Genomic DNA, 24468 nt, shown 5'->3' on the forward strand with positions numbered 1-24468 from the left:
CTCGCCGCAACGTCAATCAAGCCTGAGCAAGCTCCGCATGCTCATCGGCCTCCAGCAGCGCCTTGTCGGTCTGCTGCATCACTTGGCTGGTGATCGCCCCGGCGGTGATCGAACCGCTCACGTTCAATGCCGTGCGGCCCATGTCGATCAGCGGCTCGACCGAAATCAGCAACGCCACCAATGACACCGGCAAGCCCATGGCCGGCAGCACGATCAGCGCCGCGAACGTCGCGCCGCCGCCCACGCCCGCCACACCGGCCGAGCTCAGGGTCACGATGGCCACCAGCGTGGCGATCCACAGCGGATCCAGCGGGTTGATGCCCACGGTCGGCGCCACCATTACCGCCAGCATGGCCGGATAGAGGCCGGCGCAGCCGTTCTGGCCGATGGTCGCGCCGAACGAGGCGGCGAAGCTGGCCACCGACTGCGGGATGCCCAGACGGCTGGTCTGCGCCTCGATGCTCAGCGGGATGGTCGCCGCGCTGGAGCGGCTGGTGAAGGCGAACGTCAGCACCGGCCAGATCTTGCGGAAGAAGCGCAGCGGGTTGATCCCGGCCGCCGACACCAGCACGCCGTGCACGACGAACATCAGGCCCAGGCCCAGGTACGACACGACCACGAAGCTGCCCAGCTTGATGATGTCCTGCAGGTTGGAGCCGGCCACCACCTTGGTCATCAGCGCCAGCACGCCATACGGGGTCAGCTTCATCACCAGGCGCACCAGGCGCGTCACCCAGGCTTGCAGGGTGTCGATGGCGTTGATCACTTTCTGGCCTTTGTCGGCGTCATCCTTGAGCAGCTGCAGCGCAGCCATGCCCAGGAACGCGGCGAAGATCACCACGCTGATGATCGAGGTCGGCTTGGCCCGCGCCAGGTCGGCGAACGGGTTCTGCGGGATGAACGACAGCAGCAGCTGCGGCACGTTGAGGTCGGCGACCTTGCCGGCGTAGTCGGTCTGGATGGTTTGCAGGCGGGCCATTTCCTGGGTGCCGGCCACCAGGCCTTCGGCGGTGAGGCCGAACAGGTTGGTCAGGCCGATGCCGATCAGCGCGGCGATCGCGGTGGTGAACAGCAGCGTGCCGAGGGTCAGGAAGCTGATCTTGCCCAGCGACGAGGCGTTGTGCAGACGGGCCACGGCGCTGAGGATCGAGGCGAACACCAGCGGGATCACGATCATTTGCAGCAGTTGCACGTAACCGTTGCCCACCAGGTCGAACCAGCCGATCGAGGCTTTGAGCACCGGGTCGCCGGCACCGTAGACGGTGTGCAGCGCCACGCCGAAGCCCACGCCGAGCGCCAGCGCGAGCAGGACTTTTTTCGCCAGGCTCCAGGAGCTATGGCGGGTTTGCGCCAAGCCGAAGAGCAGGGCGAGGAACACCAGCAGATTGAGGATCAGCGGCAGATTCATGAGGACTCCCGAAAAGACGTTGCCAGCAGCCTTCCGGGGCCGCTGCGAACCGGAAAGCCTAACAGCTTGATTTGCAATGAATTAATACCGAAATCGCAGGGTGTCCGTCGTTTTTGGAATAAGCGCATGTCGCATCCACGATGCAACTGGCGCAAAAAAGACGCACGCGGTCGCTGACAGACGGGAACTGTCACACTGATTTGTTAGCGTCGATTCCTTTCAACCGGGGAGAAACGCTGATGAAATTCGCACCGACATTTCTGGCTGCCGCACTCTGCCTTGGCCTCGCTGGCCAGGCGCTCGCCACCGACTTGAAGCACTGGCCCGCGGATCAGGCCAAGGCCCTGGACGCGATGATCGCGGCCAACGCTAACAAGGGTAACTACGCGGTGTTCGACATGGACAACACCAGTTACCGCTACGACCTTGAAGAGTCGCTGCTGCCGTTCATGGAAAACAAGGGCCTGATCACCCGGGACAAGCTCGACCCCTCCCTGAAGCTGATGCCGTTCAAGGACACCGCCGACCATAAGGAAAGCCTGTTCAGCTACTACTACCGCCTCTGCGAAGTCGACGACATGGTCTGCTACCCCTGGGTGGCGCAAGTGTTCTCCGGCTTCACCCTCAAGGAACTCAAGGGCTACGTCGACGAAATGATGGCCTCGGGCAAGCCGGTGCCGGCCACCTATTACGAAGGCGACGTGGTCAAGAAGCTCGACGTCAACCCGCCGAAGCTCTTCACCGGCCAGCAAGAGCTGTACAACAAGCTGATGGAGAACGGCATCGAGGTCTATGTGATGACCGCCGCTTCGGAGGAACTGGTGCGCATGGTCGCGGCGGATCCGAAGTACGGCTACAACGTCAAGCCGCAGAACGTCATCGGCGTGTCGCTGCTGCTCAAGGACCCCAAGACCGGCGAGCTGACCACCGCCCGCAAGCAGATCACCGCCGGCAAGTATGACGAGAAGGCCAACCTCGGCCTGGAACTGACCCCGTACCTGTGGACCCCGGCCACCTGGATGGCCGGCAAGCACGCGGCGATCCTGACCTACATCGACGAGTGGAAGAAGCCGGTGCTGGTGGGTGGCGACACCCCGACCAGCGACGGCTACATGCTGTTCCACGATGTCGACGTGGCCAAGGGCGGCATCCACCTATGGGTCAACCGCAAGGACAAGTACATGAGCCAGCTCAACGGCATGATGGCCAAGCACGCCGCGGCCCAGGCCAAGGAAGGCTTGCCGGTGACGGCGGACAAGAACTGGGTGATCGTCAAGCCGGAAGAGATCCAGTAAGCCGCGGTCCTGGGCGGTTCCTGGGGGCGCTACGGTCTTGAGCCTGTGGCGCCTCGACGGGCGCCATCGCCAGCAGGCTGGCTCCCACAGGGATCCCGGCTGAATGCGGAATCTGCGGCCACCGCCATCCAATGTGGGAGCCAGCCTGCTGGCGATGGCGTCAGCCCAGGCAAAAAAATGCCCCGCACATGGCGGGGCATTTTTATGCGCGACGGTTAAGCATTACAGCCCGTCGAGCATCGCCTTGTTGCGCACCGCACCCTTGTCGGCGCTGGTGGCGAGCAGGGCGTAGGCCTTCAGGGCGGTGGTCACCTTGCGCGGACGCTGTTCGGCCGGCTTCCAGCCTTTCTTGTCCTGCTCGACCCGGCGCGCGGCCAGTTCTTCATCGCTGATCAACAGGTTGATCGAACGGTTCGGGATGTCGATCAGCACCTTGTCGCCGTCCTGCACCAGGCCGATGGCGCCGCCCGCCGCCGCTTCCGGCGAAGCGTGGCCGATGGACAGGCCCGAGGTGCCGCCGGAGAAGCGGCCGTCGGTGAGCAGGGCGCAGGCTTTGCCCAGGCCCTTGGACTTCAGGTAGGAGGTCGGGTAGAGCATTTCCTGCATGCCCGGGCCGCCTTTCGGGCCTTCGTAGCGGATGATGACGATGTCGCCTTCCTTCACTTCGTCGGCGAGGATGCCGCGCACGGCGCTGTCCTGGCTTTCGAAGATCTTCGCATTGCCTTCGAAGACCAGGATCGACTCGTCGACGCCGGCGGTCTTCACCACGCAGCCGTCCAGCGCGATGTTGCCGTACAGCACGGCCAGGCCGCCTTCTTTGGAGTAGGCGTGCTCGACGCTGCGGATGCAGCCGTTCTCGCGGTCGTCGTCCAGGGACGGCCAGCGGGTGGACTGGCTGAACGCGGTCTGGGTCGGAATGCCGGCAGGGCCTGCCTTGAAGAAATGGTGCACGGCCTCGTCGTTCGTCTGGGTGATGTCCCACTTGGCGATGGCTTCTTCCATGCTGCGGCTGTGCACGGTCGGCAGGTCCGTGTGCAGCAGGCCGCCGCGGGCCAGCGAACCGAGGATGCTGAAGATGCCGCCGGCGCGGTGCACGTCTTCCATGTGGTACTTCTGGATGTTCGGCGCGACCTTGCACAGCTGCGGCACCTTGCGCGACAGGCGATCGATGTCGCGCAGGTCGAAGGCGATCTCGGCTTCCTGGGCGGCGGCCAGCAGGTGCAGGATGGTGTTGGTCGAACCGCCCATGGCGATGTCGAGCATCATGGCGTTCTCGAACGCCTTGAAGTTGGCGATGTTGCGCGGCAGCACCGACTCGTCGTTCTCGCCGTAGTAGCGCTTGCACAGCTCGACGATGGTGCGGCCGGCCTCGAGGAACAGCTGTTCGCGGTCGCTGTGGGTGGCCAGGGTCGAACCGTTGCCCGGCAACGCCAGGCCCAGGGCCTCGGTCAGGCAGTTCATCGAGTTGGCGGTGAACATGCCGGAGCACGAGCCGCAGGTCGGGCAGGCGCTGCGCTCGTACTCGGCGACCTTCTCGTCAGAGGCGCTGGAGTCGGCGGCGATCACCATGGCGTCGACGAGGTCGAGGCCGTGGCTGGCCAGTTTGGTCTTGCCGGCTTCCATCGGGCCGCCGGAGACGAAGATCACCGGGATGTTCAGGCGCAGGGCGGCCATCAGCATGCCTGGGGTGATCTTGTCGCAGTTGGAGATGCAGACGATGGCGTCGGCGCAGTGGGCGTTGACCATGTATTCGACGGAGTCGGCGATGATCTCGCGGCTCGGCAGCGAATAGAGCATGCCGTCGTGGCCCATGGCGATGCCGTCGTCCACGGCAATGGTGTTGAATTCCTTGGCGACGCCACCGGCCCGTTCGATTTCGCGGGCGACCAGTTGGCCCAGGTCCTTGAGGTGGACGTGGCCCGGCACGAACTGGGTGAAGGAGTTGGCGACGGCGATGATCGGCTTCTTGAAGTCGTCATCCTTCATCCCGGTGGCGCGCCACAGTGCGCGGGCGCCGGCCATGTTGCGGCCGTGGGTGGAAGTCTTTGAACGGTAATCAGGCATTGGAGCACTCCGGGCGGCTAATCAGGTACTAAAGGGGAGTGAGCTTCTGTTGACGTCCGGAACACCCGAAAATGGCCGTGTGTCCTGATGCTGCCGATGACTTTGCGGGATCGCCGCTTGCCTCAGCCTGAGCTCATAAACCCGCCGGGGATGAATGGCGATGAATCCCGCGATTCTACACCGCTGGCGTCTGGAGGGAATGGCGCAAAACGCTGTTCGGCCGCCGAGGGCGCCTGCGGGATGACGGCCGGCGGTTTCAGTCGCGGCCCGGCTGCGCGACGGCGCCGTGACGAAGGCCTTCGGCCCGGCGGTTGATGCGGGCGTTCAGCCCCAGCGCCACGCCGCCGAGGATCAGGAAGCAGCCGCCGAGGGTGGGTTGCAGGTCGGCCGGGCTCAGGCTGATCAAGGCGCTGATCGCCCCGCCGCAGATGAAGACCAGGGTGCTGCCGGCCGAGGCCGAGGTGCCCGCGTGCTCGGGATAAAGATCCATGGCCCGAGAGGTGGCCGCTGGCCGGACGATGGTGGTGCCGGCGGTGCAGATCAGCATCGGCACCAGCACCGTCGCCGGGGTCAGCGCAAAGCCCGAAGGCAGGCACAGCAGGGCCAGGCCGGCCAGCAGGATCAGGCCCAGCCCTGCGGTGATCTGCCGGGCGGGCGTGATCCGTCGGCTCAGCACGGTGGCGACGATGCCCCCCAGCACATAGGCGGCGCCGTAGACCAGCAGGACAAGGGAGAACTCATAGGCGGACAGTTGCAGGCGGTCCATGAAGATCAGCGGCGAAATCACGATGAACGAGAAGTGGCAGGCGAAGGCGAAGGCCGATATCAGCCAGTAACCGACGAAGTCGAAATCGCCCAGCACCCGGCGGTAGGTCAGCAGGAAGTGCGCCGGGGCACCTGCGGCCGTCGGACGGCCCCCTGGCAGGAACAGCCCCGCCTTGAGCAGCACCACCGAGGCCAGCGCCGCGAATGCCCAGAAGCTGGCGCGCCAGCCGAAGGCGGATTGCAGCAGGGTGCCGGCCAACGGTGACACCGAGATGAAAAGACCACCTGCGGTGACCATCAGGATCCGCAACCGGTCACGTTCCTCCCCGTCGAACAGGTCCTGCACCAGGGCCTGGGACAGCACGAAGCAACCGCAGCCCGCCGCCTGCACCACCCGGAACGCCAGGAACAGCGCGTAGTCGCGGGACAGCAGGCAACCGACGGCGCCGAGGATCGAGACCGCGATGCCGGCCAGCAGCAGGCACTTGCGCCCGATCACGTCCGACAGCGGGCCGATCAGCAACTGGGAAAAGGCGATGCCCACGGCGAACACGCTGATCGACAGCGCGATGTCCGTGGGCGTGCGCCGGAAATGCTCGGCCAGGGCCGGAAACGACGGCAGCAGGACATCCAGCGGAAACACGCCGAGCAGCACCATCGCCAGCAACAGGCCCACGGCCCAGCGACGTTGGCGGGCGGTCGCCGCCGGAGTTCCTTCATTCATCGATCAGTCCTGCCTTGGCGAAGAGTCTGCGGTTTTGGGGCAACGCGAAGAATCCGGCCTTTGTCAGCGCCGCGAGGGTGGCGACGGCGCCTGCGCGGGCGCGGCGCCGGTTGGCCTGGGCGGTGGCCGACTCGGCGACGATGTCCGTGGCGGTTTCTTCCTCGATCCCGGCGCTGCGCAGGCTCTGGAGCAGCCAGGCCTCGTCGACCTCGAAGAAGATCCCGATGACCTCCAGCAGCGTTCTTGCCGTGAACGTCCTTTTGCGGGTGTTCATGGTCAGCCAGAGGTAATGGAACACCTCGGCGAAGTAGCGGCTGTGACGGGCCTCGTCGCCCAGATGGTCGCGCAGCATGTCGTCGACGCAGGACACCAGGCTGTCACGGCAGACGTCGAGCAGCTCGCGGGCGATGAGGGTCTCCGAGACGAAGCCGAGCAGGAACCACGCCAGCGGCCGGCTGTGCTGCGGTGTGCGTTCGATCAGGGCGTTGAGCCGGGTGATCCGCCGGGGCATGGCCGGACGCTGGGTGAAGCCATAGTGCGCGGCGATCTGTTCGGCCAAGCGGTTGGAGAACAGCGCGTGATACCCCTCGTCCGTGTAGAGCTGGAGCGCGGCGGTCTTCATGCGCGGGGGCACGTAGGCGGGGATCTCGCCATGGACGATGGTTTCCACCGCTCGGTTGACGATGCGGTGTTCGAGCAGGGTGGTGTAGTCGAGAAAGTGCACCAGGTGGTTGGCGGTCAGGCGGTGGATGACCTCGCGCCCGGCTGCTTCGATGGCCGGATGGGCCAGGTACGGCAGGAAGCCTGGGGGAAACCAGTGGCGGGACTCCAGTTGCCGCGCAAGGTCCGCTGGCAACGGGTAGTCATGGCGGCTGACCCGCACCGAGGCGCGGGTGTCCCATTCTCCCAGCGTGAAGCGCAGCGCCCAGGACACCGGCGGTTCGGCCGGGACATCGAGCAGTCGGGTCATGGATTCACCGCCCGTGGGTCCAGCAGGTCCCTCAGTTCCCGGCACATGGCCTGGCCATCGCTGTTGCCGCAGCCGACGAAGAACAAGGGCTGTTCAGGGCTGCCTTCGAGGTTGAGCAGGGTTTCGACCGGGCCGTCGGCGAACGCACCGGTCAGCCAGGTGTTGAGGCCCAATGCCGTGGCCACCAGTTGAAAGGTCTGGGACAGATGGCCGGCCTCGACGAATGCCATCCGGTAAGCCCGTGAGTGGGGGTATTTCCACCAGAGCCGGTCGAACCGGGCGGTGATGAACAGGCCCAGCGGCAGATCGTTGATGAAGTGCTGGCCGCACAGCAGGTTGCCCAGTGCCGAGTCGGGCAGCGGGTTCGTCAGGCTCAAGGTGTGCTGCGCCGGATGGTAGGCATAGACGCCTTGCGCCAGGCCGCTGACGTTCTGAACCAACAAGAGGCCTTCGCAGGCGTTGAGCCCGCCGCCGGACGGGCTGCTGCGCCGTGCCGTCATGCCCGGGGCGGCGCTGTCGTCGCAGATGCGTTCGCGCAGATGGCCGAGCGTCAGGTACAGCAGGGTGCTCAGGTCGGTGAGCGCCACGGGGGCCTGGGTGAAGGAGCGGCAGGTCTTCCGGTCAAGCAGCGTGGTGTGCAGATCGGCGCCGGCCAACCGGGACGGTTCGGGCAGGGTGACGTGCGCCAGGGTGTCCGGCGGTGTCCGGGTGTCGCCGGGCGCTGGCGTGGCCAGCACGTCGGTGCAATGTTCCAGGTATTGCCTGGACCATTCTTGAATGTTCTGTGGGGGGTGTTCGAAAGGGATGTTTTGGGTGCCGATGTGGTAGATCCTGGAAAGTTCGTCCCATCCCCATTCCGGTGTGTCGGTTTTTGAAGCAGTTAATATTCCGGCTGCCAGAAGTTGTGTGTCTATGATGTTGCTGTCGTCGAAGTTGTTCGGGTTTTCTATAAGTTGCGCGAGGCGAGTCGAATAACGGATATCGAGTTCGTGTTGCGTGTGGTCTTTATAGTTCCAGACAATTTGTGCGGGCGGCTTCGGCAATATGAAAACATGAGGGTTGATGTGCATGAGGCGATTCACTCTGTGCTGTGAGCCTTTGAAGACGCCGGAGTGCCGGCACGCTCCGGCGTCTTCATTTACTTAGCGGGCTTTAGGGGCGACCAGAAAAGCCAGGTTTGCGATTTTGTTGGTTTCCAGAGTGATTGCTTTCATTTGATGAACTCCTTGTTCATTGGTAATTGAAGTCACCTCGTGGTGACAGCTCAATCATAGTTTGTAATGGATTGTTGGCAAGCGGATATTCAGTAGGAATGTTCCAGTAATTTTGTCGGAGCGCTTACCGGTCGAGTTTGGACTTGTAAGTTGTTTCTTGTTGGGTGTTTCTTTTAATGAAATATCCTGCACGTCTGTAGGAAAGAACATGTAGGAAGGAACATGTGGGAAGTTCGATGAGGCAGGGCGGGACGCAGGCCAAAAGCAAAACGGGGAGCCCATGGGCTCCCCGTTTTGCTGTCCGGCCGCGTATCAGCTGTTGGGCAGCAGGCGGCAGGTGATGCTCTTGATGTAGCGGGTTTCCGGGATGGCCGGGTGCACCGGATGGTCCGGGCCCTGGGCGCCGCGCTCCAGCAGTTGGATGTTGCGGTCCAGGTGGCGGGCGCTGGTCAGCAGGATGTTCTGCAGGTCGTCTTCCGGCAGGTGCATCGAGCACGACGCGCTGACGAGGATGCCGTCCTTGGTCAGCAGGCGCATGGCCTGCTCGTTCAGGCGGCGGTAGGCGCCTTCGCCGTTCTTCAGGTCTTTCTTGCGTTTGATGAACGCCGGCGGGTCGGCGACGATGACGTCGAAACGCTCTTCGCTGGCCTTGAGTTCCTTCAGGGCTTCGAAGACGTCGCCTTCGATGCAGGTCATCTTGTCGGCGAAGCCGTTCAGCGCGGCGTTGCGCTCCACGCCGTCGAGGGCGAAGCCCGAGGCGTCGACGCAGAACACTTCGCTGGCGCCGAACGCGCCGGCCTGCACGCCCCAGCCGCCGATGTAGCTGTACAGGTCCAGCACGCGCTTGCCTTTGACGTACGGCGCCAGGCGCGCGCGGTTCATGCGGTGGTCGTAGAACCAGCCGGTCTTCTGGCCGCCGATGACCGGGGCTTCGAACTTCACGCCGTTCTCTTCCAGCGGCACCCACTCCGGCACCACGCCGAACACGGTTTCGACGTAGCGCTCCAGGCCCTCGGCATCGCGGGCGGCCGAGTCGTTCTTGAACAGGATGCCGCTCGGCTTGAGCACCTGGGTCAGCGCGGCGATCACGTCGGCCTTGTGGGCTTCCATGGTGGCCGAGGCGAGCTGCACCACGAGGATGTCGCCGAAACGGTCGACCACCAGGCCCGGCAGCAGGTCGGAGTCGCCGTAGACCAGGCGGTAGAACGGCTTGTCGAACAGGCGCTCGCGCAGGGACAGGGCCACGTTCAGGCGGTGCACCAGCAGCGACTTGTCCAGCGCCAGCTTGGCGTCCCGGGACAGCAGGCGGGCGCAGATCAGGTTGTTCGGGCTCATCGCCACGATGCCCAGCGCCTTGCCGCCGGCGGCTTCGAGCAGGGCCTGGTCGCCGGCCTTGAAGCCGTGCAGCGGGGTGGCGGCCACGTCGATTTCGTTGCTGTAGACCCACAGGTGGCCGGCGCGCAGGCGACGGTCGGCGTTGGCTTTGAGGCGCAAGCTAGGCAGGGACATGACGTCGCTCCGGAAAAAAAGAGCGGGAGTATACCGTGTTGCGCGCGGCGCGGGCCGCAGGAGCGATGAATCACCCGCCGCAGGCGAACCGGCCACACATTTTGCGTACGCCGCCAGGCGCAATCGACGGGGTGGTCTTCAATGAAAGATTTGGCCGATCTGCCCTGCGATGTGTCGTTCGTCGGTTTTTAGGGGTTAGAATCGCCGCCTGTCCCAGAGTGTGTACTTATGTCCCAAGAGCTGACCACCGAACAGATTCAACAGTCCCTGCAGGGCATCAGCGTGCCCGCGCAACCGCAGATCATGGTGGATCTGCAAATGGAGCAGTACATGCCCGACCCGGACCTGGAGACGATCGCCAAGCTGATCTCCCAAGATCCCGGCATGTCCGGCTCGCTGCTGAAGATCGTCAATTCGCCGTACTACGGCCTGAGCAACAAGATCACCTCGATCAAGCGCGCGGTGAACCTGTTGGGCAGCCGTTCGATCATCAACCTGATCAACGCGCAGTCGATCAAGGGCGAGATGAACGACGACACCATCGTCACCCTCAACCGTTTCTGGGACACGGCCCAGGACGTGGCGATGACCTGCCTGACCCTGGCCAAGCGCGTCGGCACCGAAGCGTGCGACGAGGCCTATGCGCTGGGCCTGTTCCATGACTGCGGCGTGCCGCTGATGCTGCAGCGCTTCCCCGACTACATGTCGACGCTCGAAGAGGCCTACGCCAGCGCCAGCGCCGAATGCCGGGTGGTGGACACCGAAAACCGCGTGTACAACACCAACCATTCGGTGGTCGGCTACTACACCGCCAAGTCCTGGCGCCTGCCGGAGCACGTCAGCAACGCCATCGCCAACCACCACAACGCGCTGGCGATCTTCAGCGACGAGTCTTCGCGCAACAACCAGATGAAGAACCTGCTGGCGATCCTCAAGATGGCCGAGCACATCTGCGCCTCCTACCGGGTGCTGGGCAACCAGGCCGAAGACCATGAGTGGAACTGCGTAGGTCCTTTGGTGCTCGACTACGTCGGCCTGTCCGAGTATGACTTCGAGACCCTCAAGCAGACGATCCGCGAACTCGGCGCCCATTGATTCGAGAACGACATGCCTGAATTGCCGGAAGTCGAGACCACCCGCCGGGGCATCGCCCCGCACCTGGAGGGCCAGCGGGTCAGCCGGGTGATCGTGCGCGAGCGCCGTCTGCGCTGGCCGATCCCCCAAGACCTCGATGTGCGGCTGTCCGGCCAACGCATCGTGCAGGTCGACCGGCGGGCCAAGTACCTGCTGATCAACGCCGAGGTCGGCACGCTGATCAGCCATCTGGGCATGTCGGGCAACCTGCGGCTGGTGGAGGCGGGGTTGCCGGCGGGCCGGCATGAGCATGTCGACATCGAACTCGAATCGGGCCTGGCCCTGCGCTACACCGATCCGCGCCGGTTCGGCGCCATGCTCTGGAGCACCGATCCGCTGCACCACGAGCTGCTGATCCGCCTGGGGCCTGAGCCGTTGACCGACCTGTTCGACGGCGAGCGGCTGTTCCAGCTGTCGCGGGGGCGGTCGATGGCGGTCAAGCCGTTCATCATGGACAACGCGGTGGTGGTGGGCGTGGGCAACATTTACGCGACCGAAGCGCTGTTCGCCGCCGGCATCGATCCGCGCCGCGAAGCCGGGGGCATTTCCCGGGCGCGCTACCTGAAGCTGGCCATCGAGATCAAACGCATCCTCGCCGCCGCCATCGAGCGCGGCGGCACCACGCTGCGCGACTTCATCGGCGGCGATGGCCAGCCGGGGTATTTCCAGCAGGAGCTGTTCGTCTACGGCCGCGGCGGCGAGCACTGCAAGGTGTGCGGCACCGGGCTGCGGGAAATCAAGCTCGGCCAGCGCGCAAGCGTCTGGTGCCCGCGCTGCCAGACCTGAGGCAAAACGGCTGAAAAGCTCCTACGGTCTATAGTGAGGTGTCTCACTGTTCAGCCCGAAGGATCGTGCCATGAAATCCCTTCCTGCCCTGCTCATCGCACTGTCGCTGTGTGCCAGCCTGCCCGCCCGGGCGACGGAGGGTGGCAGCGGCGATCCGCGCTACGCCCTCCAGAACCCGCCGGCCTACGCCATGATCGGCGACCTGCTGATCGCCCGGCCGTTGCTGACGGTGGCGACGGTGATCGGGGCGGGGGTGTTTGTCGTGTCGTTGCCGTTCACGGCCTTGGGCGGCGGGATCGGCGATGCCGGAGAGGCGCTGGTGGTGGCGCCGGCGAAAGCGGCGTTCGCGCGGTGCCTGGGGTGCACGGGGGAGGGGTTCGAACAGCGTGAGTGAACTGTTCCGGGTGGTCGGTGACGCTATCGCCAGCAGGCTGGCTCTCACATGGGATCTGCGCCCAGTGGGAGCCAGCCTGCTGACGATGAGGCCGATAGGGCCCGGATCAGGCCTTGCCGGTGATCCGGCGGTACTTGGCCATCAGTTGCTCTTCGGTTTCCGGATGGGCTTCGTCCAGCGGGATGCAGTCCACCGGGCAGACCTGCTGGCACTGCGGCTCGTCGTAGTGGCCCACGCACTGGGTGCACAGGTTCGGGTCGATCACGTAGATCTCTTCGCCTTGGGAAATGGCCTCGTTCGGGCACTCGGGTTCGCAGACGTCGCAGTTGATGCAATCGTCGGTGATGATCAGGGACATGCTAACTCCAGCCGGGGCGGCAGGCCCGGGCGCTATCTATCAGTGCGCGCAATTGTGCCGCATTGGCGCCTGCAGTGCACGCAGGCGCCGTTTGAACGGTCGTCACTTCTTGAAGCGCAGGGTCAGGGCCTCGGCCACGGCCGGGTGGACGAACTTGCTGATGTCGCCGCCCAGGGCCGCGATCTCGCGCACCAGGGTCGAGGAAATGAACGAATAGCGCTCGGACGGGGTGAGGAACAGGCTTTCCACGTCCGGGGCCAGTTGGCGGTTCATGTTGGCCAGCTGGAATTCGTACTCGAAGTCCGAGACCGCCCGCAGGCCGCGCAGGAATACGTTGGCGTTCTGCTCTTTGGCGAAGTGCGCCAGCAGCGTCGAGAAACCGACCACTTCCACGTTCGGCAGGTGCTTGGTGACCTCGCGGGCCAGCTCGACCCGTTGCTCCAGCGGGAACAGCGGGTTTTTCTTCGGGCTGGCGGCCACGGCGATGACCACATGGTCGAACAGGCGCGAGGCGCGTTCGACCAGGTCGCCATGGCCCTTGGTGATAGGGTCGAAGGTTCCTGGGTACAACACTCGGTTCATCGCGTCGTCCTGGCGGGAATCCGTTGGGGAGTCGGATGGTATCGCAGCCGTCCCGGTCGGCCAAGTCGCCTGTTGGGTAAGAAAGCACTATAGACGTCGGGGAAACGGCGCCCTTTCATGGGTTCTTCAGCCGTTCGGCTAGGGCCGTCGCCAGTTGCGCGGTCAGGCCGTACACCGACAACTGCGGGTTGGCGCCGATGCTGGTGGGGAACAGCGAACCGTCGTGGATCGACAGGTTGCCCAGCTGGTGATGCCGGCCGAGGCTGTCGGCGACGGCGGTCTTCGGGTCTTCGCCCATCGCGCAGCCGCCCATGACATGGGCGCTGCCCAGGCGCGTGCGGTACAGCGCAAGGTCCAGGCCGTCGATCATTGCGCGGGCCTCGGCCAGGCTGTCCACGTAGCGCGCATCGGCGTGCATCGGCATCACGGCCTTGGCGCCGCCGGCGAACTGGATCTCGGCCATGCTGTGGAACGCCCGGCGCAGGCCTTCCCAGGTGTGGGGCGAAACCGGGTAGTCGAGCACCGGCGAGCCGTCGCCGCGCAGCTCGACCGTGCCGCCGGGGCTGTCCGGGTGGAAGCCGTCGCGGAGCAGGGCGAGCATCGCGTGGGTCTTCGGCAGGTCGGCCATGTGCTGCGCGTTGTCCCGGCCGAAGCCGCCGAGCAGGGTCGCGGCCAGCGCCGGGTGCAGCGGCGGCACTTCGAGCTTGTAGCCCATGGGGCCGGTGGTGCCGTCCTTCCACTGGAAATGGTCGGAGTAGATCGACTGCGGCGCGCCGTAGAACGGGTTGATCACCTCGTCGAAGCGCCCGGCGGACATGTTCACCAGGTGCAGGAACGTGCGCTGGCCCAGGCGCCCGTGCGGATCCGGCGCCTGCGAGCGCATCAGCAGCGCCGGGCTGTTGATGCCGCCGCCGGCCAGCACGTAGTGCCGCGCCTTGACCGTGACCGTGCGCCCGGTCGGCGCCACGCAGCGTTCGTCCATCGCCACGCATTGCAGGCCGGTGACCTTGTCGCCGCTCATCAGCAGTTTTTCCGCCCGGGCCAGGTACAGCAGTTCTGCCCCCTTTTCCAGGGACGCGGGAATGGTCGTGACCATCATCGACTGCTTGGCGTTGGTCGGGCAGCCCATGCCGCAGTAGCCCAGGTTCCAGCAGCCGCGCACGTTGCGCGGGATCACGTGCCAGCTGTAGCCGAGCGCCTCGCAGCCCTTGCGGATCACGTCATTGTTGGCGTTGGGCGGAACCAGCCACGGGGCGATGCCGAGGCGCTGCTCCATTTTCTCGAACCACGGCGCCATCTCGGCGGGGCTGTGGCCCTTGACGTTGTGCTCCTTGGCCCAGTGCTCCAGGGTCGGCTCCGGGGTGCGGAAGCTCGACGTCCAGTTGACCAGCGTGGTGCCGCCCACCGCCCGGCCCTGAAGGATGGTGATCGCGCCGTCCTTGCTCAGGCGGCCGATGCCTTCCTGGTAGAGGCTGCTGTAGGCCTGGTCCTCCAGCAGTTTGAAGTCGCTGCTGGTCTTGAGCGGCCCCTCTTCGATCAGCAGTACCTTGAGGCCGGCGGCGCTGAGGATCTCCGCGGTGGTGCCGCCGCCGGCACCGCTGCCGATGATCGCCACGTCGGCTTCCAGTGTCAGGTCGTCGGTCAGCTGCGCGCCGTTGTGGGTCTTCCAGCCGCGGGCGAGGCCTTCGCGGAACGGGTCGGGTACGGGCATGTTCAGGCTCTCTTATTGTTGACTGCCGGACGGCAGGGTTCGGCGGCGGCGACGCGGTTCAGACAGAGGGCGGGCCGGGATAGCCGCAATGGGCCCAGGACTCGGCGCGCTTGTACCAGGCCATCATCACCATCTGCAGCAAGGAGCTGTGGCCCATGCGCAGCAGGCTCAGCGAGCTGTTCCGCCAGCGTTCGAGGAAGTGCCGGACGGCCTCCGGTTCGGCGTTTTCCCAACTGCCCCAGATCCCGGTCAGCGGGCCCCGGGTCACGACCATGCCCAGCACGTCGAACAGTTGCCGGCTGAGCTTGAGCATTTCCGGCGAGAGATGGTCGAGGCCGTGGTCGAGCGACTGGAGGGTGTCCTCGACGGCGGCGGCCATTTTGTCGGCGGCCACGGCGCCGTCGAGCATCACCGGGATCAGGGCGCGCAGGAACGGCAGGTCGTTGCTGCGCAGCGCGGCATAGCCGCTGGCCGGCACGCTGGACGAACAGCCGCTGAGGCTGGCGCCCAGGCCGGCGGTGGCGAGGAACGCCGTGGCGCCGAGGCTGAACTTCAGCAGGCCGCGGCGCGACAGCGCAGGTGTTTCGGTCAGGCTTGGGTGCATTGTTGTTATTACCCGGCGGTGACGGTGGTCAGCGAATGAACAGTTTCTGGATCAGTTTCTGGATCGCTGTGCCGTAGGGCGGGTAGATCAGCTTCGCGGCGTTGAAGCGCTGCTTGACCAGCACGCCCTTGGCCTTGCTGAACGTCAGGAACCCCTCGTGCCCATGGTAGTGGCCCATGCCGGACGGGCCGATGCCGCCGAACGGCATGTCGTCCTGGGCCACGTGCAGCAGCGTGTCGTTGAGGCAGACGCCGCCGGAGTGGGTCTCGTGCAGCACGCGTTCCTGTTCGCGCTTGTCGTAGCCGAAGTAGTAAAGGGCCAGAGGACGGGGTCGCCGGTTGATGTAGGAGAATGCCTGTTCCACATCCCGGTACGGCACGATCGGCAGCAGCGGGCCGAAGATCTCGTCCTGCATCACGGTCATGTCGTCGCTGACGTTCAGCAGCAGGCTGTGGGGCATGCGCCGGCCCTGGCCCTGCTCGAACAGCGGAATCAGCAGCGCGCCCTTGCCGGTGGCGTCGCTGAGGTAGCCGTTGAGCCGAGCCAACTGGCGCTCGTTGATGATCGCGGTGTAGTCCGGGTTGTCGGCCAGGGTCGGGTAGAACCGGTGCGCGACCTGGCGGTAGGCTTCGACGAAGGCGCCGACCCGGTCTTCCGGCACCAGCACGTAGTCCGGAGCGACGCAGGTCTGGCCGGCGTTGATCATCTTGCCGAAGGCGATGCGTTCGGCGGCGTCCTTGAGCGGCACGTCACGGGACACGATGGCCGGGGACTTGCCGCCCAGCTCCAGGGTCACCGGCGTGAGGTTTTCCGCCGCCGCGCGCATCACGTGCTTGCCGATGCTGGTGGCGCCGGTGAACAGTAGGTGGTCGAAACGCAGTTTCGAGAACGCGACGCCGACGTCCGACTCGCCGAGCACCACGCACACCAGGTCTTCGGGGAAGATCCGCGCCAGCAGGGCCTTGAGCAGCAGGCCGGTGGCCGGGGTCGATTCGCTGAGCTTGAGCATCACCCGGTTGCCCGCCGCGAGCGCGCCGGTCAGCGGGCCGATGGCCAGGAACAGCGGGTAGTTCCACGGCACGATCACGCCGACCACGCCCAGCGGCTGGTACACGACCTTGGCCGAGGCCGGCTGGAAGGCGAGGCCGACCTTGCGCCGCGACGGTTTCATCCAGCCCTTGAGGTGACGGCTGGCGTAGTGGATGCCGTGCAGGCTGGGCATCAGCTCGGCGATCAGGGTTTCGTCGGCGCTGCGGTGGCTGAAGTCGGAGCTGATCGCGTCGACCAACGCCTGCCGTTCATCGCTGAGCAGGTCGCGCAGGGCCTTGAGCCATTGCTGGCGCTGGGCGGCGGGTGGCATCGGGTTGGCGGCGTAGGCGGCCCGTTGCGCGTCGAACAGCCGGTTGAGCTCTTCCAGCGGCTGTTGCAGCGATTGCAGGTAGGCGATATCGGCAGTCATTGTCGGCTCCGGTTTTGTTGTCGTGAGGAACTTTTTAGAGTCTATGCTCTAGAAAGTCAATTCACTTCCTGGCGCGGCAAGGTTTTATCCCGTTCCGGATAGGTCGTAAGATGCCCCTCAACGCACTCTGAATTAAAGCTCAAGCCATGGCCCCACGGATCAAAACCAGCGAGCGCATCGTGCAGAACAGCCTCGAGCTGTTCAATCAGCAGGGCGAGCGCAGCATCAGCACCAACCACATCGCCGCCCACATGGAGATCTCTCCGGGCAACCTGTACTACCACTTCCCCAACAAGCAGGCGATCATCGCCGTGCTGTTCAGTGAGTACGAAACCCTGGTGGACAGCTTCCTGCGCCCGCCCCAGGGGCGCCCGGCCACGGTCGAGGACAAGCGCTACTACCTCAAGGAGCTGCTGTCGGCGATGTGGCGCTACCGGTTCCTGCACCGCGACCTGGAACACTTGCTCGACAGCGATCCCGACCTGGCGGCGCGCTACCGGCGCTTTTCCCAGCGCTGCGTGATCCAGGGCACGGCCATCTACGAGGGGTTCGTCGCCGCCGGGATCCTGAAGATGGACCGGGTGCAGATCGAATCCCTGACCCTCAATGCCTGGATCATCCTCACCTCTTGGGTGCGGTTCCTGTGCACCACCCGCGAGAACGCCAAGCACCTGAGCGAACAGGCCGTCAAACGCGGCGTGTACCAGGTGCTGGTGCTGGAGGCTGGGTTCGTCACCGAGCAGGCGCGCGACGAGGTCAACGCCCTGTTCGACGAGTTCTACGTGCCGCTGGCCCAGGCCCTCGAAGAAACGCCGTAACCCCTTCTTTTGAACAAGGAGTCGTCCGCTATGCCGATTGCGCAACTGATCAGCCCTCAAGCGCTGGATGCCCGCAAGGATCAGCCGGGACTGGTGATCCTCGATTGCCGCTTTGCCCTGGAGGATCCGGACTACGGCCAGCGCAGCTACGCCGAGGGGCACATCGCCGGGGCGCATTTCGCCGACCTTGAGCGCGACCTCAGCGGCCCGGTGGTCAAGGGCGTGACCGGTCGCCATCCGCTGCCGGAGCCGGCGGCGCTGGTGGAGCGCCTGCAAGCGTTCGGCATCGATGCCGGCAGCGACATCGTGCTCTACGACGACGGCCCCGGCGCCTACGCGGCGCGGGCCTGGTGGCTGCTGGCGTGGCTGGGCAAGCGCGACGGCGTGTTCATCCTCGACGGCGGGCTCAAGGCCTGGCACGCCGCCGGGTTGCCGCTGAGCCTGGATCCGCCGTCGACGTTCCGCGGCAGCTTCAGCGGCCAGCCGGACCTGCGCTTGCTGCTAAGCGCCGCGCAACTGCAGCAGCGCCTGGGCCAGAGCGGCCTGACCCTGCTCGACGCCCGGGCCCTGCCGCGCTTCAAGGGCGAGGTGGAGCCGATCGATCCGGTCGCCGGCCACATCCCCGGCGCGCAATGCGCGGCGTTCACCGACAATCTGGGCAGCGACGGCAGGTTCCTGCCGGCCGACCGGCTCAAGCAGCGCTTCGCGGCGCTGCTCGGCGACCGCTCACCGGGCGAACTGGTGGCCTACTGCGGCTCCGGGGTGACGGCGTGCCATAACCTGTTCGCCTTGTGCCTGGCCGGCTATCCGTTGGCCGAGCTGTATGCCGGTTCCTGGAGCGAATGGATCAACGACCCGGCCCGGGGCATCGCCACCGGCGAGTGACCGGCGGCGCCTTGACTGGCGCCATCGCCAGCAGGCTGGCTCCAACAGAGGATTGCGGTTGAATGCAACTCCTTGTTCGCCGCAGACCCTGTGGGAGCCAGCCTGCTGGCGATGGCGTCCGGTCAGGCAGCACTGCACTGACTGACATACCGCTCAAGGCGAGGCGGCAAGGTGCGTTTCAGCGCGCCAGCGAATGCCGTGCGCTGCGGTACGCCGCCGGCCCCACGCCATAGACCTGCTTGAACTGCCGGCTCAGATGGCTCTGGTCGGCAAAGCCCAGTTGCGCGGCGACCTCCACCGGCAAGCAGCCGCCTTGCAGCAAGCCCCGGGCGCGGGCGATCCGTTGCTGCATCAGCCAGGTGTGGGGCGGCATGCCGGTGGCGCGGCGGAACACCCGGGCGAAGTGGAAGGGCGACAGGTTCACCGCCGCCGCCAACTCCTCCAGTGAAGGCGGCGCCGCCAGTTGCGCGTGCAGCAGCTCCTTGGCGCGGACCACCGCCCGATGTTCCTTGCCCGGATTGCCTGCGACCGGCACTGCCGCATGTCGTTGCAAGAGCTGCAGCATCAGCTCGCGCCATGCCGTTTGCTGCTGCAGCGCAGTGGCCGGGCTTTCCAGCAGGCGATGCAACTGGCAGAAACCGGCGACCAGGTCCGGGTCGCGGTACAGCGTCGCCCCGAAGGCCGGCAGCGGCGCGGTCGGCAGTTCGAGCTCTTCCAGCAGTGACAGGATCTTGCCGGTGTCGGGATAGAACGCCCGGTACAGCCAGCCGTCGTCGGTGCCCTTGTGGCCGGTGTGCAGCTCGTCCGGGTTGATCAGCACCAGGGTGCCGCTGCCCGCCAGGTGTTCGGCGCCGCGGTAGCGGTAGCGCTGGGCGCCGGCCATGATCATGCCGATCACGTAGCCGTCGTGGACATGGGGCGCGAAGCGCTGGTCGATGTAGCGCGCCGACAGCAGCTCGATCCCGGCCAGCGGCTCGGTCTGCCAGAAACGGATCGATTCGCCCGGGCCGCTCATGCCGTCAACCGCGCCCGGCCGCGGTCAGCCACTGCGGGATGCGCCGTTCCAGGTAATAGCCGGGCTGGCGCAGCGTGCCGTCGACGAAACCGACATGGCCGCCCCGGGCCTGCAGTTCGAAACGGGTCGAGGCGGACAGCTCGGCGGCCTGCGGCAGACTGTGGGGGAACACGAAGGGGTCGTCCGCCGCCTGGATGATCAGGGTCGGGGTGCGGATCTCGCCGAGGAAGTAACGGCTGGAGGCGCGGCGGTAGTAGTCCTCGGCGTCGGCAAAACCGTTCAGCGGCGCGGTCACCCGGCCGTCGAAGTCCCAGAAGGTGCGCATGTTCTCCAGCGAGCCTAAGGCCGCCAGCGTCGCCAGGCCGTCTTCGCGGCCGTCGTGCTGGAACCGGCGCTGCTTGTTCTTGATGTAGGCGACCATCTCGCGCATGAAGTGCGCCTGGTAGACCTTGGAGAAGCCTTGGCCGATGCGGTCGGCGCACTGGTCGAGGCGAAACGGCACCGACACCGCCACCGCACCGAGCACGCCGCTGGCGCTGCCGGTCTCCCCCAGGTGCTTGAGCAGGACGTTGCCGCCCAGGGAGTAGCCGACCGCATACAGAGGCGCCAAGGGCCGCTTGGCCTTCAGGTGGCGGATGGCTTCGGCCAGGTCTTCGCTGGCGCCGGAATGGTAGCTGCGCGCCAACAGGTTCGGCTCGCCCGAGCAGCCCCGCCAGTTCAGCGCGACGCTGGCCCAGCCCTGCGCGGCGAGGGCCGCCTGGATCCCGGCGACGTACGGCGAGTTGGACGAGCCGGTCAGCCCGTGCAGCACCAGCACCAGCGGCGCCTCGGCGCTGTGGGGGCCGTGCCAGTCGAGGTCGAGGAAGTCGCCGTCGTCGAGCCACAGCCGTTCGCGCTGGCGGTCAAGGTGCACGGTCTTGCGCCACAGCGGCCCCCACAGTGTCTGCAGGTGCGGATTGCCGAGGCCGAAGGCGGGGGTGAACGGTTCAGGTGAGGCGGACACGACGATTCTCGATGCGGCGTTGGGGCAAACCCTGTTGTGGCGACGGAGCAAGCACCCTCGCCACAGGGTGTTCAGTGCGTTGTCAGCCGGCGACCGGGGCCATGCGCTGCCACAGCGCGTAATGCACCTGCCCGGACTTCTGTTCGCGGTGCAGGCGCCAGTTGCCCGGCAGGCCGAGGGTCGACGGCGCGCTTTCGCTTTCAGTGTAGATCCACGCATCGGCGGCCAGCCACTGCCGTTCCTCCAGCAGGGCGCACACCGCCGGCAGCAGGTTCTGGTTGAACGGCGGGTCGAGGAACACCAGGTCGAACGCGCGGGCCGGCTGGGTCTCCAGGTAGCGCAGCGCGTCGGCGGTCTGCACCTGGCCGGTGGTGCAGCGCAGGGTGCCCAGGTGCTCCTTGAGGCTGGACACCGCGACATGGCTGGCGTCCAGCGCCTGGCCCATGGCCGCGCCACGGGACAGGGCCTCAAGGAACAGCGCGCCGCTGCCGGCGAACGGGTCGAGCACCTTGGCCCCCGGCACGTACGGCATGAGCCAGTTGAACAGGGTCTCGCGCACCCGGTCCGGCGTCGGGCGCAGGCCTTCGACGTCGGGGAAGCTCAGTTTGCGGCTGCGCCATTCGCCGCCGATGATGCGCAGCTGGTTCACGCCGTTGTGTTGGCGCTGGGGGGATTTCTTCTGCTGGGCCATTAATGCTCCGGAACCCCGAGCGGCTGCTCGGCGGGTTTGTCAGATGGGGCCGGTAACGGCTTTTGCGGCACGGTCGGGCCAGCGCTGACGATGACCAGCTTGTCCGTGCTCAGGTGTTTGTTCATCGCATCCTTGACCTGCTCGACCGTCAGGCTCTGGGACTGGCGCATGAAGTCGTCCAGGTAGCTCAGCGGCAGGTTGTAGAAGCCCATGGCGCCGAGCTGGCCGACGATGTCGGCGTTGCTGGCGGTGGACAGCGGGAAGCTGCCGGCCAGTTCGCGCTTGGCGTCGTCGAGCTCTTTTTGGGTCGGGCCGCTCTTGAGGTAGTCGGCCAGCACGTCCTGCACCAGTTTAAGGGTGCCCTCGCTCATCTCGGCGCGGGTCTGCAGGTTGATCATGAACGGGCCCCGGGCCTGCATCGGGCTGAACGCCGAGTACACGCCGTAGGTCAGGCCGCGCTTCTCGCGCACTTCGCTCATCAGCCGGGTGCCGAAACCGCCGCCGCCCAGGATCTGGTTGCCCATCGACAGCGCCGCGTAGTCCGGGTCGTCACGGTCGATGCCCAGCTGCGCGAGCATCAGGTTGGTCTGCTTGGACGGGAACTCGATGTGGCCGACGCTGGCCTTGGGCTCCTGCGGCGGGGCGATCTTCGCCAGCGCCGGGCCCTTGGGCAGGGCGGCGGACACCTGGTTGGCGATGGCCTCGGCCTCGCTGCGCGACAGGTCGCCCACCAGGGCGATCACTGCGTTGCCGGCGGCGTAGGCCTTGGCGTGGAAGTCGCGCAGCTGCGCCAGGGTGATCTTCGGCACGCTCTGGGCATCGCCGTCGCTGGCGTGGGCATACGGATGATCGCCGTACAGGCGCTTCATCAGTTCCAGGCTGGCGAGCTTGCCGGGGCTTTGCTTCTGGTATTCGAAGCCGGCGAGCAGCTGGTTCTTGATGCGGGCGAAGGAGTCGGCGGGGAAGGTCGGCTTGCCCACCACGTCGCAGAACAGCTTGAGCGCCGGCTCGCGCTTGTCCGCCGCGCTCAGGCTGCGCAGCGAGGCGATGGCCATGTCCTTGTAGGCGCCGTTGCCGAAGTCCGCGCCCAGGCCTTCAAAGCCCTGGGCGATGGCGCTGACGTCCTTGCCGGCCACGCCTTCGTTGAGCATGGCGTTGGTCAGCACGGCCAGGCCCGGCGCGTTGCCGTCCTGGCTGCTGCCGGCGGAGAAGATCAGGCGCATGTCGAACATCGGCAGCTCGCGGGCCTCGACGAACAGCACCCGGGCGCCTTCGGCGGTGTGCCAGGTCTGCACGTCGAGCTTGCGGCTGGCCGGGGCCTTGCCGTCCAGTTCGGCCAGCGACTGGAGTTTCTGGCTGGACTTGGCGTTGTCCAGCGCTTCGCTGGCGCCGGTCTTGTCGCCGGGGGCGAAGTACAGCGCGCTGGCGCCGATCAGCGCCGCGGCGAGCAGGCCGAGCATCAGGCGTGGGGTTTTGCGCTCACTCATGAGTCGTCTCCAGGGGCAGGACATGGGCGACGCTGAGACGTTCGCGGGTGAAATACAGTTTGGCGGCGTTCTGGATGTCTTGCGGGGTGACGCTTTCCAGGTCGGCGAGTTCGGTGTCCATCAGTTTCCACGACAGGCCGACGGTCTCCAGCTGGCCGATGGCGCTGGCTTGGCTGGTGATCGAGTCGCGCTCGAACACCAGGCCGGCGATCACTTGGGCGCGCACCCGCTCCAGTTCTTCGGCGGACGGCGCGGTGGTCTTCAACTGTTCCAGCAGTTTCCACAGGCCGGCCTCGGCCTGGGCCATGGTCTTTTTCTTCTGGGTGTTGGGCGTAGCGGACAGGGTGAACAGGCTGTCGCCGCGGGTGTAGGCGTCGTAGCTCGACGCGCCGCCGGACACCAGCTCCTCGCCGCGCTCCAGCTGGGTCGGGATGCGCCCGCTGTAGCCGCCGTCGAGCAGGGCCGAGATCAGGCGCAGGGCGTTGACCGAGCGCTTGTCGTCGGCGGTGGACAGGCTCGGCACGTTGAAGGCGAGCATCAGGCTGGGCAGTTGCGTCTGCACATGCAGGGTGATCTGGCGTTCGCCGGGTTCGGCCAGCTCCAGCGGCTTCTTCGCCGGCGGCACATCGCGCTTGGGGATCGGCCCGAAGTAGCGCTGGGCGAGGGTCTTCACCTCGTCCGGGGTGACGTCGCCGACCACCACCAGGGTGGCGTTGTTCGGCACGTACCAGGATTCGTACCAGTGGCGCAGCTCCTGGACCGTCATCCGGTCGAGGTCGGCCATCCAGCCGATGGTCGGCGTGTGGTAGCCGCTGGCCGGGTAGGCCATGGCCTTGAAGCGTTCGAAGGCCTTGGACATCGGCTTGTCGTCGGTGCGCAGGCGGCGCTCCTCCTTGATGACCTCGATCTCCTTGGCGAACTCCTCCGGCGGCAGGCGCAGGCTGGCCATGCGGTCGGCTTCCAGCTCGAAGGCCACGCCCAGGCGGTCGCGGGCCAGCACCTGGTAGTACGCGGTGAAGTCGTCGCTGGTGAAGGCGTTCTCTTCGGCACCCAGGTCGCGCAGGATCAGCGAGGCTTCGCCGGGGCCGATTTTCTCGCTGCCCTTGAACATCATGTGTTCGAGGGCGTGGGACAGGCCGGTCTGGCCCGGGGTCTCGTAGCTGGAGCCGACCTTGTACCAGACCTGCGACACCACCACGGGCGCGCGGTGGTCTTCGCGCACGACGACCTTCAGGCCGTTGTCGAGGGTGAATTCATGGGTCGGTTGCGGGTCGGCCGCCAGGGCCGACAAGGGCAGGCAGACGGTGCCGAGCAGCAGGCCGGCGGCGCGGCGGGCGAGAGCGTTCATTGATTTTCAAACCTGTTGTGCTGCCCGCTTGGCCTTAGCCTAGGCGGGCGAGGAGGTGCTAGGATACTGATCCGTTTTACCGGCGGCCACGCCTATCGGGTCCGCAGACTTGTTCGGGCTGTATGGGTTCGCGGCAAAAGGCTTTGGTTTCTCAGCTAAACTTTGCCTTTTCGCCGATTTTGCCGGTTTAGTCCTTCGTTAAGACGATTCTTTTGAGGTGCCGCGGGCGCCTCGACAACAGGTT

22 protein-coding genes are annotated in these 24468 nt (G+C 66.0%); 6 read left to right on the forward strand and 16 right to left on the reverse strand.

The genetic code is table 11. The annotated features are described in order from the left end of the window. Positions 1-16: 16 nt before the first annotated feature. On the reverse strand, positions 17-1408 hold the full coding sequence (locus CAG41_RS02300) for an L-cystine transporter (RefSeq protein WP_085655856.1): 1392 nt from the start codon (positions 1406-1408) through the stop codon (positions 17-19). A 239-nt stretch (positions 1409-1647) separates the two neighbouring features. Here CAG41_RS02300 and CAG41_RS02305 point away from each other — a divergent pair, with 239 nt between their 5' ends. Continuing rightward, positions 1648-2703, forward strand: a complete 1056-nt coding sequence (locus tag CAG41_RS02305) for a phosphorylcholine phosphatase (protein ID WP_085580920.1) — start codon at positions 1648-1650, stop codon at positions 2701-2703. 222 nt (positions 2704-2925) lie between these two features. Here the strand turns inward: CAG41_RS02305 and ilvD are convergent, their stop codons facing one another. From ilvD to CAG41_RS02330, 5 genes are all read right to left on the reverse strand, one after another. Further along, complete coding sequence (gene ilvD, locus CAG41_RS02310; protein WP_085580918.1) at positions 2926-4767, reverse strand: dihydroxy-acid dehydratase; 1842 nt, start codon at positions 4765-4767, stop codon at positions 2926-2928. Between the two features lie 256 nt (positions 4768-5023). After that, complete coding sequence (locus CAG41_RS02315; protein WP_085706672.1) at positions 5024-6256, reverse strand: MFS transporter; 1233 nt, start codon at positions 6254-6256, stop codon at positions 5024-5026. Further along, positions 6249-7226, reverse strand: a complete 978-nt coding sequence (locus tag CAG41_RS02320; protein WP_085706673.1) for a diiron oxygenase — start codon at positions 7224-7226, stop codon at positions 6249-6251. Before CAG41_RS02320 ends, CAG41_RS02315 begins: the two co-directional genes overlap by 8 nt. Continuing rightward, the gene (locus CAG41_RS02325) at positions 7223-8296 is read right to left on the reverse strand and encodes a SagB family peptide dehydrogenase (RefSeq protein ID WP_085655853.1); all 1074 of its coding nucleotides are present in this window, start codon (positions 8294-8296) and stop codon (positions 7223-7225) included. Before CAG41_RS02325 ends, CAG41_RS02320 begins: the two co-directional genes overlap by 4 nt. Positions 8297-8752: 456 nt before the next feature. Continuing rightward, the gene (locus CAG41_RS02330) at positions 8753-9949 is read right to left on the reverse strand and encodes a class I SAM-dependent rRNA methyltransferase (protein ID WP_085580910.1); all 1197 of its coding nucleotides are present in this window, start codon (positions 9947-9949) and stop codon (positions 8753-8755) included. A 282-nt stretch (positions 9950-10231) separates the two neighbouring features. On the opposite strand from CAG41_RS02330, the gene CAG41_RS02335 reads away from it, so the two are divergent. The 3 genes from CAG41_RS02335 to CAG41_RS02345 all read left to right on the forward strand — a co-directional run bounded on the left by CAG41_RS02335 (position 10232) and on the right by CAG41_RS02345 (position 12263). Further along, positions 10232-11044, forward strand: a complete 813-nt coding sequence (locus tag CAG41_RS02335; protein WP_170929954.1) for an HDOD domain-containing protein — start codon at positions 10232-10234, stop codon at positions 11042-11044. A gap of 12 nt (positions 11045-11056) precedes the next feature. After that, positions 11057-11869, forward strand: a complete 813-nt coding sequence (gene mutM, locus CAG41_RS02340; RefSeq protein ID WP_085706674.1) for a bifunctional DNA-formamidopyrimidine glycosylase/DNA-(apurinic or apyrimidinic site) lyase — start codon at positions 11057-11059, stop codon at positions 11867-11869. 70 nt (positions 11870-11939) lie between these two features. Continuing rightward, positions 11940-12263, forward strand: a complete 324-nt coding sequence (locus CAG41_RS02345) for a multidrug transporter (RefSeq protein WP_085637034.1) — start codon at positions 11940-11942, stop codon at positions 12261-12263. A gap of 106 nt (positions 12264-12369) precedes the next feature. Here CAG41_RS02345 and CAG41_RS02350 read toward each other — a convergent pair whose 3' ends face one another. The 5 genes from CAG41_RS02350 to CAG41_RS02370 form a co-directional block, all read right to left on the reverse strand. Then, positions 12370-12621 carry a YfhL family 4Fe-4S dicluster ferredoxin gene (locus CAG41_RS02350; RefSeq protein ID WP_009683359.1) on the reverse strand — a complete coding sequence of 84 codons (252 nt, stop codon included), beginning with the start codon at positions 12619-12621 and terminating at the stop codon, positions 12370-12372. 102 nt (positions 12622-12723) lie between these two features. Continuing rightward, positions 12724-13203 (reverse strand): pantetheine-phosphate adenylyltransferase, encoded by a 480-nt coding sequence (gene coaD / locus CAG41_RS02355; RefSeq protein WP_085580902.1) that lies wholly within the window; start codon positions 13201-13203, stop codon positions 12724-12726. Between the two features lie 115 nt (positions 13204-13318). Then, complete coding sequence (locus CAG41_RS02360; protein ID WP_085630068.1) at positions 13319-14914, reverse strand: GMC family oxidoreductase; 1596 nt, start codon at positions 14912-14914, stop codon at positions 13319-13321. A gap of 58 nt (positions 14915-14972) precedes the next feature. Then, on the reverse strand, positions 14973-15518 hold the full coding sequence (locus tag CAG41_RS02365) for a twin-arginine translocation pathway signal protein (RefSeq protein ID WP_085580898.1): 546 nt from the start codon (positions 15516-15518) through the stop codon (positions 14973-14975). Positions 15519-15546: 28 nt separating this feature from the next. Further along, the gene (locus CAG41_RS02370; RefSeq protein WP_085637028.1) at positions 15547-16977 is read right to left on the reverse strand and encodes a coniferyl aldehyde dehydrogenase; all 1431 of its coding nucleotides are present in this window, start codon (positions 16975-16977) and stop codon (positions 15547-15549) included. 146 nt (positions 16978-17123) lie between these two features. Here CAG41_RS02370 and CAG41_RS02375 point away from each other — a divergent pair, with 146 nt between their 5' ends. Both CAG41_RS02375 and CAG41_RS02380 read left to right on the forward strand, forming a co-directional pair. Beyond that, a complete protein-coding gene (locus CAG41_RS02375) occupies positions 17124-17795 on the forward strand; it encodes a TetR/AcrR family transcriptional regulator (protein ID WP_085580894.1) in 672 nt (223 codons plus the stop codon). Between the two features lie 30 nt (positions 17796-17825). Next, positions 17826-18680 carry a sulfurtransferase gene (locus CAG41_RS02380; protein ID WP_085580892.1) on the forward strand — a complete coding sequence of 285 codons (855 nt, stop codon included), beginning with the start codon at positions 17826-17828 and terminating at the stop codon, positions 18678-18680. A gap of 178 nt (positions 18681-18858) precedes the next feature. Here the strand turns inward: CAG41_RS02380 and CAG41_RS02385 are convergent, their stop codons facing one another. From CAG41_RS02385 to CAG41_RS02405, 5 genes are all read right to left on the reverse strand, one after another. Continuing rightward, positions 18859-19695: an AraC family transcriptional regulator gene (locus CAG41_RS02385; protein ID WP_085630062.1), complete on the reverse strand. Its 837-nt coding sequence runs from the start codon at positions 19693-19695 to the stop codon at positions 18859-18861. Between the two features lie 4 nt (positions 19696-19699). Further along, the gene (locus CAG41_RS02390; RefSeq protein ID WP_085580888.1) at positions 19700-20698 is read right to left on the reverse strand and encodes a hydrolase; all 999 of its coding nucleotides are present in this window, start codon (positions 20696-20698) and stop codon (positions 19700-19702) included. A gap of 82 nt (positions 20699-20780) precedes the next feature. Next, complete coding sequence (gene rsmD, locus CAG41_RS02395; protein ID WP_085637022.1) at positions 20781-21389, reverse strand: 16S rRNA (guanine(966)-N(2))-methyltransferase RsmD; 609 nt, start codon at positions 21387-21389, stop codon at positions 20781-20783. After that, positions 21389-22876, reverse strand: coding sequence for a pitrilysin family protein (locus tag CAG41_RS02400; RefSeq protein WP_085706675.1), 1488 nt, complete (start codon positions 22874-22876; stop codon positions 21389-21391). The genes rsmD and CAG41_RS02400 overlap by 1 nt, the downstream gene beginning before the upstream one ends. After that, a complete protein-coding gene (locus CAG41_RS02405) occupies positions 22869-24224 on the reverse strand; it encodes a pitrilysin family protein (RefSeq protein ID WP_085630058.1) in 1356 nt (451 codons plus the stop codon). The genes CAG41_RS02400 and CAG41_RS02405 overlap by 8 nt, the downstream gene beginning before the upstream one ends. Between the last annotated feature and the right edge of the window lie 244 nt (positions 24225-24468).

The organism is Pseudomonas sp. B35(2017) (genome assembly GCF_002113645.1).
GTDB lineage: Bacteria > Pseudomonadota > Gammaproteobacteria > Pseudomonadales > Pseudomonadaceae > Aquipseudomonas > Aquipseudomonas ekonensis.

Bases quoted from the DNA above. Each gene is read 5' to 3' on its own strand.
- CAG41_RS02300 (WP_085655856.1), bottom strand. From the start codon at position 1,408: ATGAATCTGCCGCTGATCCTCAATCTGCTGGTGTTCCTCGCCCTGCTC.
- CAG41_RS02305 (WP_085580920.1), top strand. From the start codon at position 1,648: ATGAAATTCGCACCGACATTTCTGGCTGCCGCACTCTGCCTTGGCCTC.
- ilvD (WP_085580918.1), bottom strand. From the start codon at position 4,767: ATGCCTGATTACCGTTCAAAGACTTCCACCCACGGCCGCAACATGGCC.
- CAG41_RS02315 (WP_085706672.1), bottom strand. From the start codon at position 6,256: ATGAATGAAGGAACTCCGGCGGCGACCGCCCGCCAACGTCGCTGGGCC.
- CAG41_RS02320 (WP_085706673.1), bottom strand. From the start codon at position 7,226: ATGACCCGACTGCTCGATGTCCCGGCCGAACCGCCGGTGTCCTGGGCG.
- CAG41_RS02325 (WP_085655853.1), bottom strand. From the start codon at position 8,296: ATGCACATCAACCCTCATGTTTTCATATTGCCGAAGCCGCCCGCACAA.
- CAG41_RS02330 (WP_085580910.1), bottom strand. From the start codon at position 9,949: ATGTCCCTGCCTAGCTTGCGCCTCAAAGCCAACGCCGACCGTCGCCTG.
- mutM (WP_085706674.1), top strand. From the start codon at position 11,057: ATGCCTGAATTGCCGGAAGTCGAGACCACCCGCCGGGGCATCGCCCCG.
- CAG41_RS02345 (WP_085637034.1), top strand. From the start codon at position 11,940: ATGAAATCCCTTCCTGCCCTGCTCATCGCACTGTCGCTGTGTGCCAGC.
- CAG41_RS02350 (WP_009683359.1), bottom strand. From the start codon at position 12,621: ATGTCCCTGATCATCACCGACGATTGCATCAACTGCGACGTCTGCGAA.
- coaD (WP_085580902.1), bottom strand. From the start codon at position 13,203: ATGAACCGAGTGTTGTACCCAGGAACCTTCGACCCTATCACCAAGGGC.
- CAG41_RS02360 (WP_085630068.1), bottom strand. From the start codon at position 14,914: ATGCCCGTACCCGACCCGTTCCGCGAAGGCCTCGCCCGCGGCTGGAAG.
- CAG41_RS02365 (WP_085580898.1), bottom strand. From the start codon at position 15,518: ATGCACCCAAGCCTGACCGAAACACCTGCGCTGTCGCGCCGCGGCCTG.
- CAG41_RS02370 (WP_085637028.1), bottom strand. From the start codon at position 16,977: ATGACTGCCGATATCGCCTACCTGCAATCGCTGCAACAGCCGCTGGAA.
- CAG41_RS02375 (WP_085580894.1), top strand. From the start codon at position 17,124: ATGGCCCCACGGATCAAAACCAGCGAGCGCATCGTGCAGAACAGCCTC.
- CAG41_RS02380 (WP_085580892.1), top strand. From the start codon at position 17,826: ATGCCGATTGCGCAACTGATCAGCCCTCAAGCGCTGGATGCCCGCAAG.
- CAG41_RS02385 (WP_085630062.1), bottom strand. From the start codon at position 19,695: ATGAGCGGCCCGGGCGAATCGATCCGTTTCTGGCAGACCGAGCCGCTG.
- rsmD (WP_085637022.1), bottom strand. From the start codon at position 21,389: ATGGCCCAGCAGAAGAAATCCCCCCAGCGCCAACACAACGGCGTGAAC.
- CAG41_RS02400 (WP_085706675.1), bottom strand. From the start codon at position 22,876: ATGAGTGAGCGCAAAACCCCACGCCTGATGCTCGGCCTGCTCGCCGCG.
- CAG41_RS02405 (WP_085630058.1), bottom strand. From the start codon at position 24,224: ATGAACGCTCTCGCCCGCCGCGCCGCCGGCCTGCTGCTCGGCACCGTC.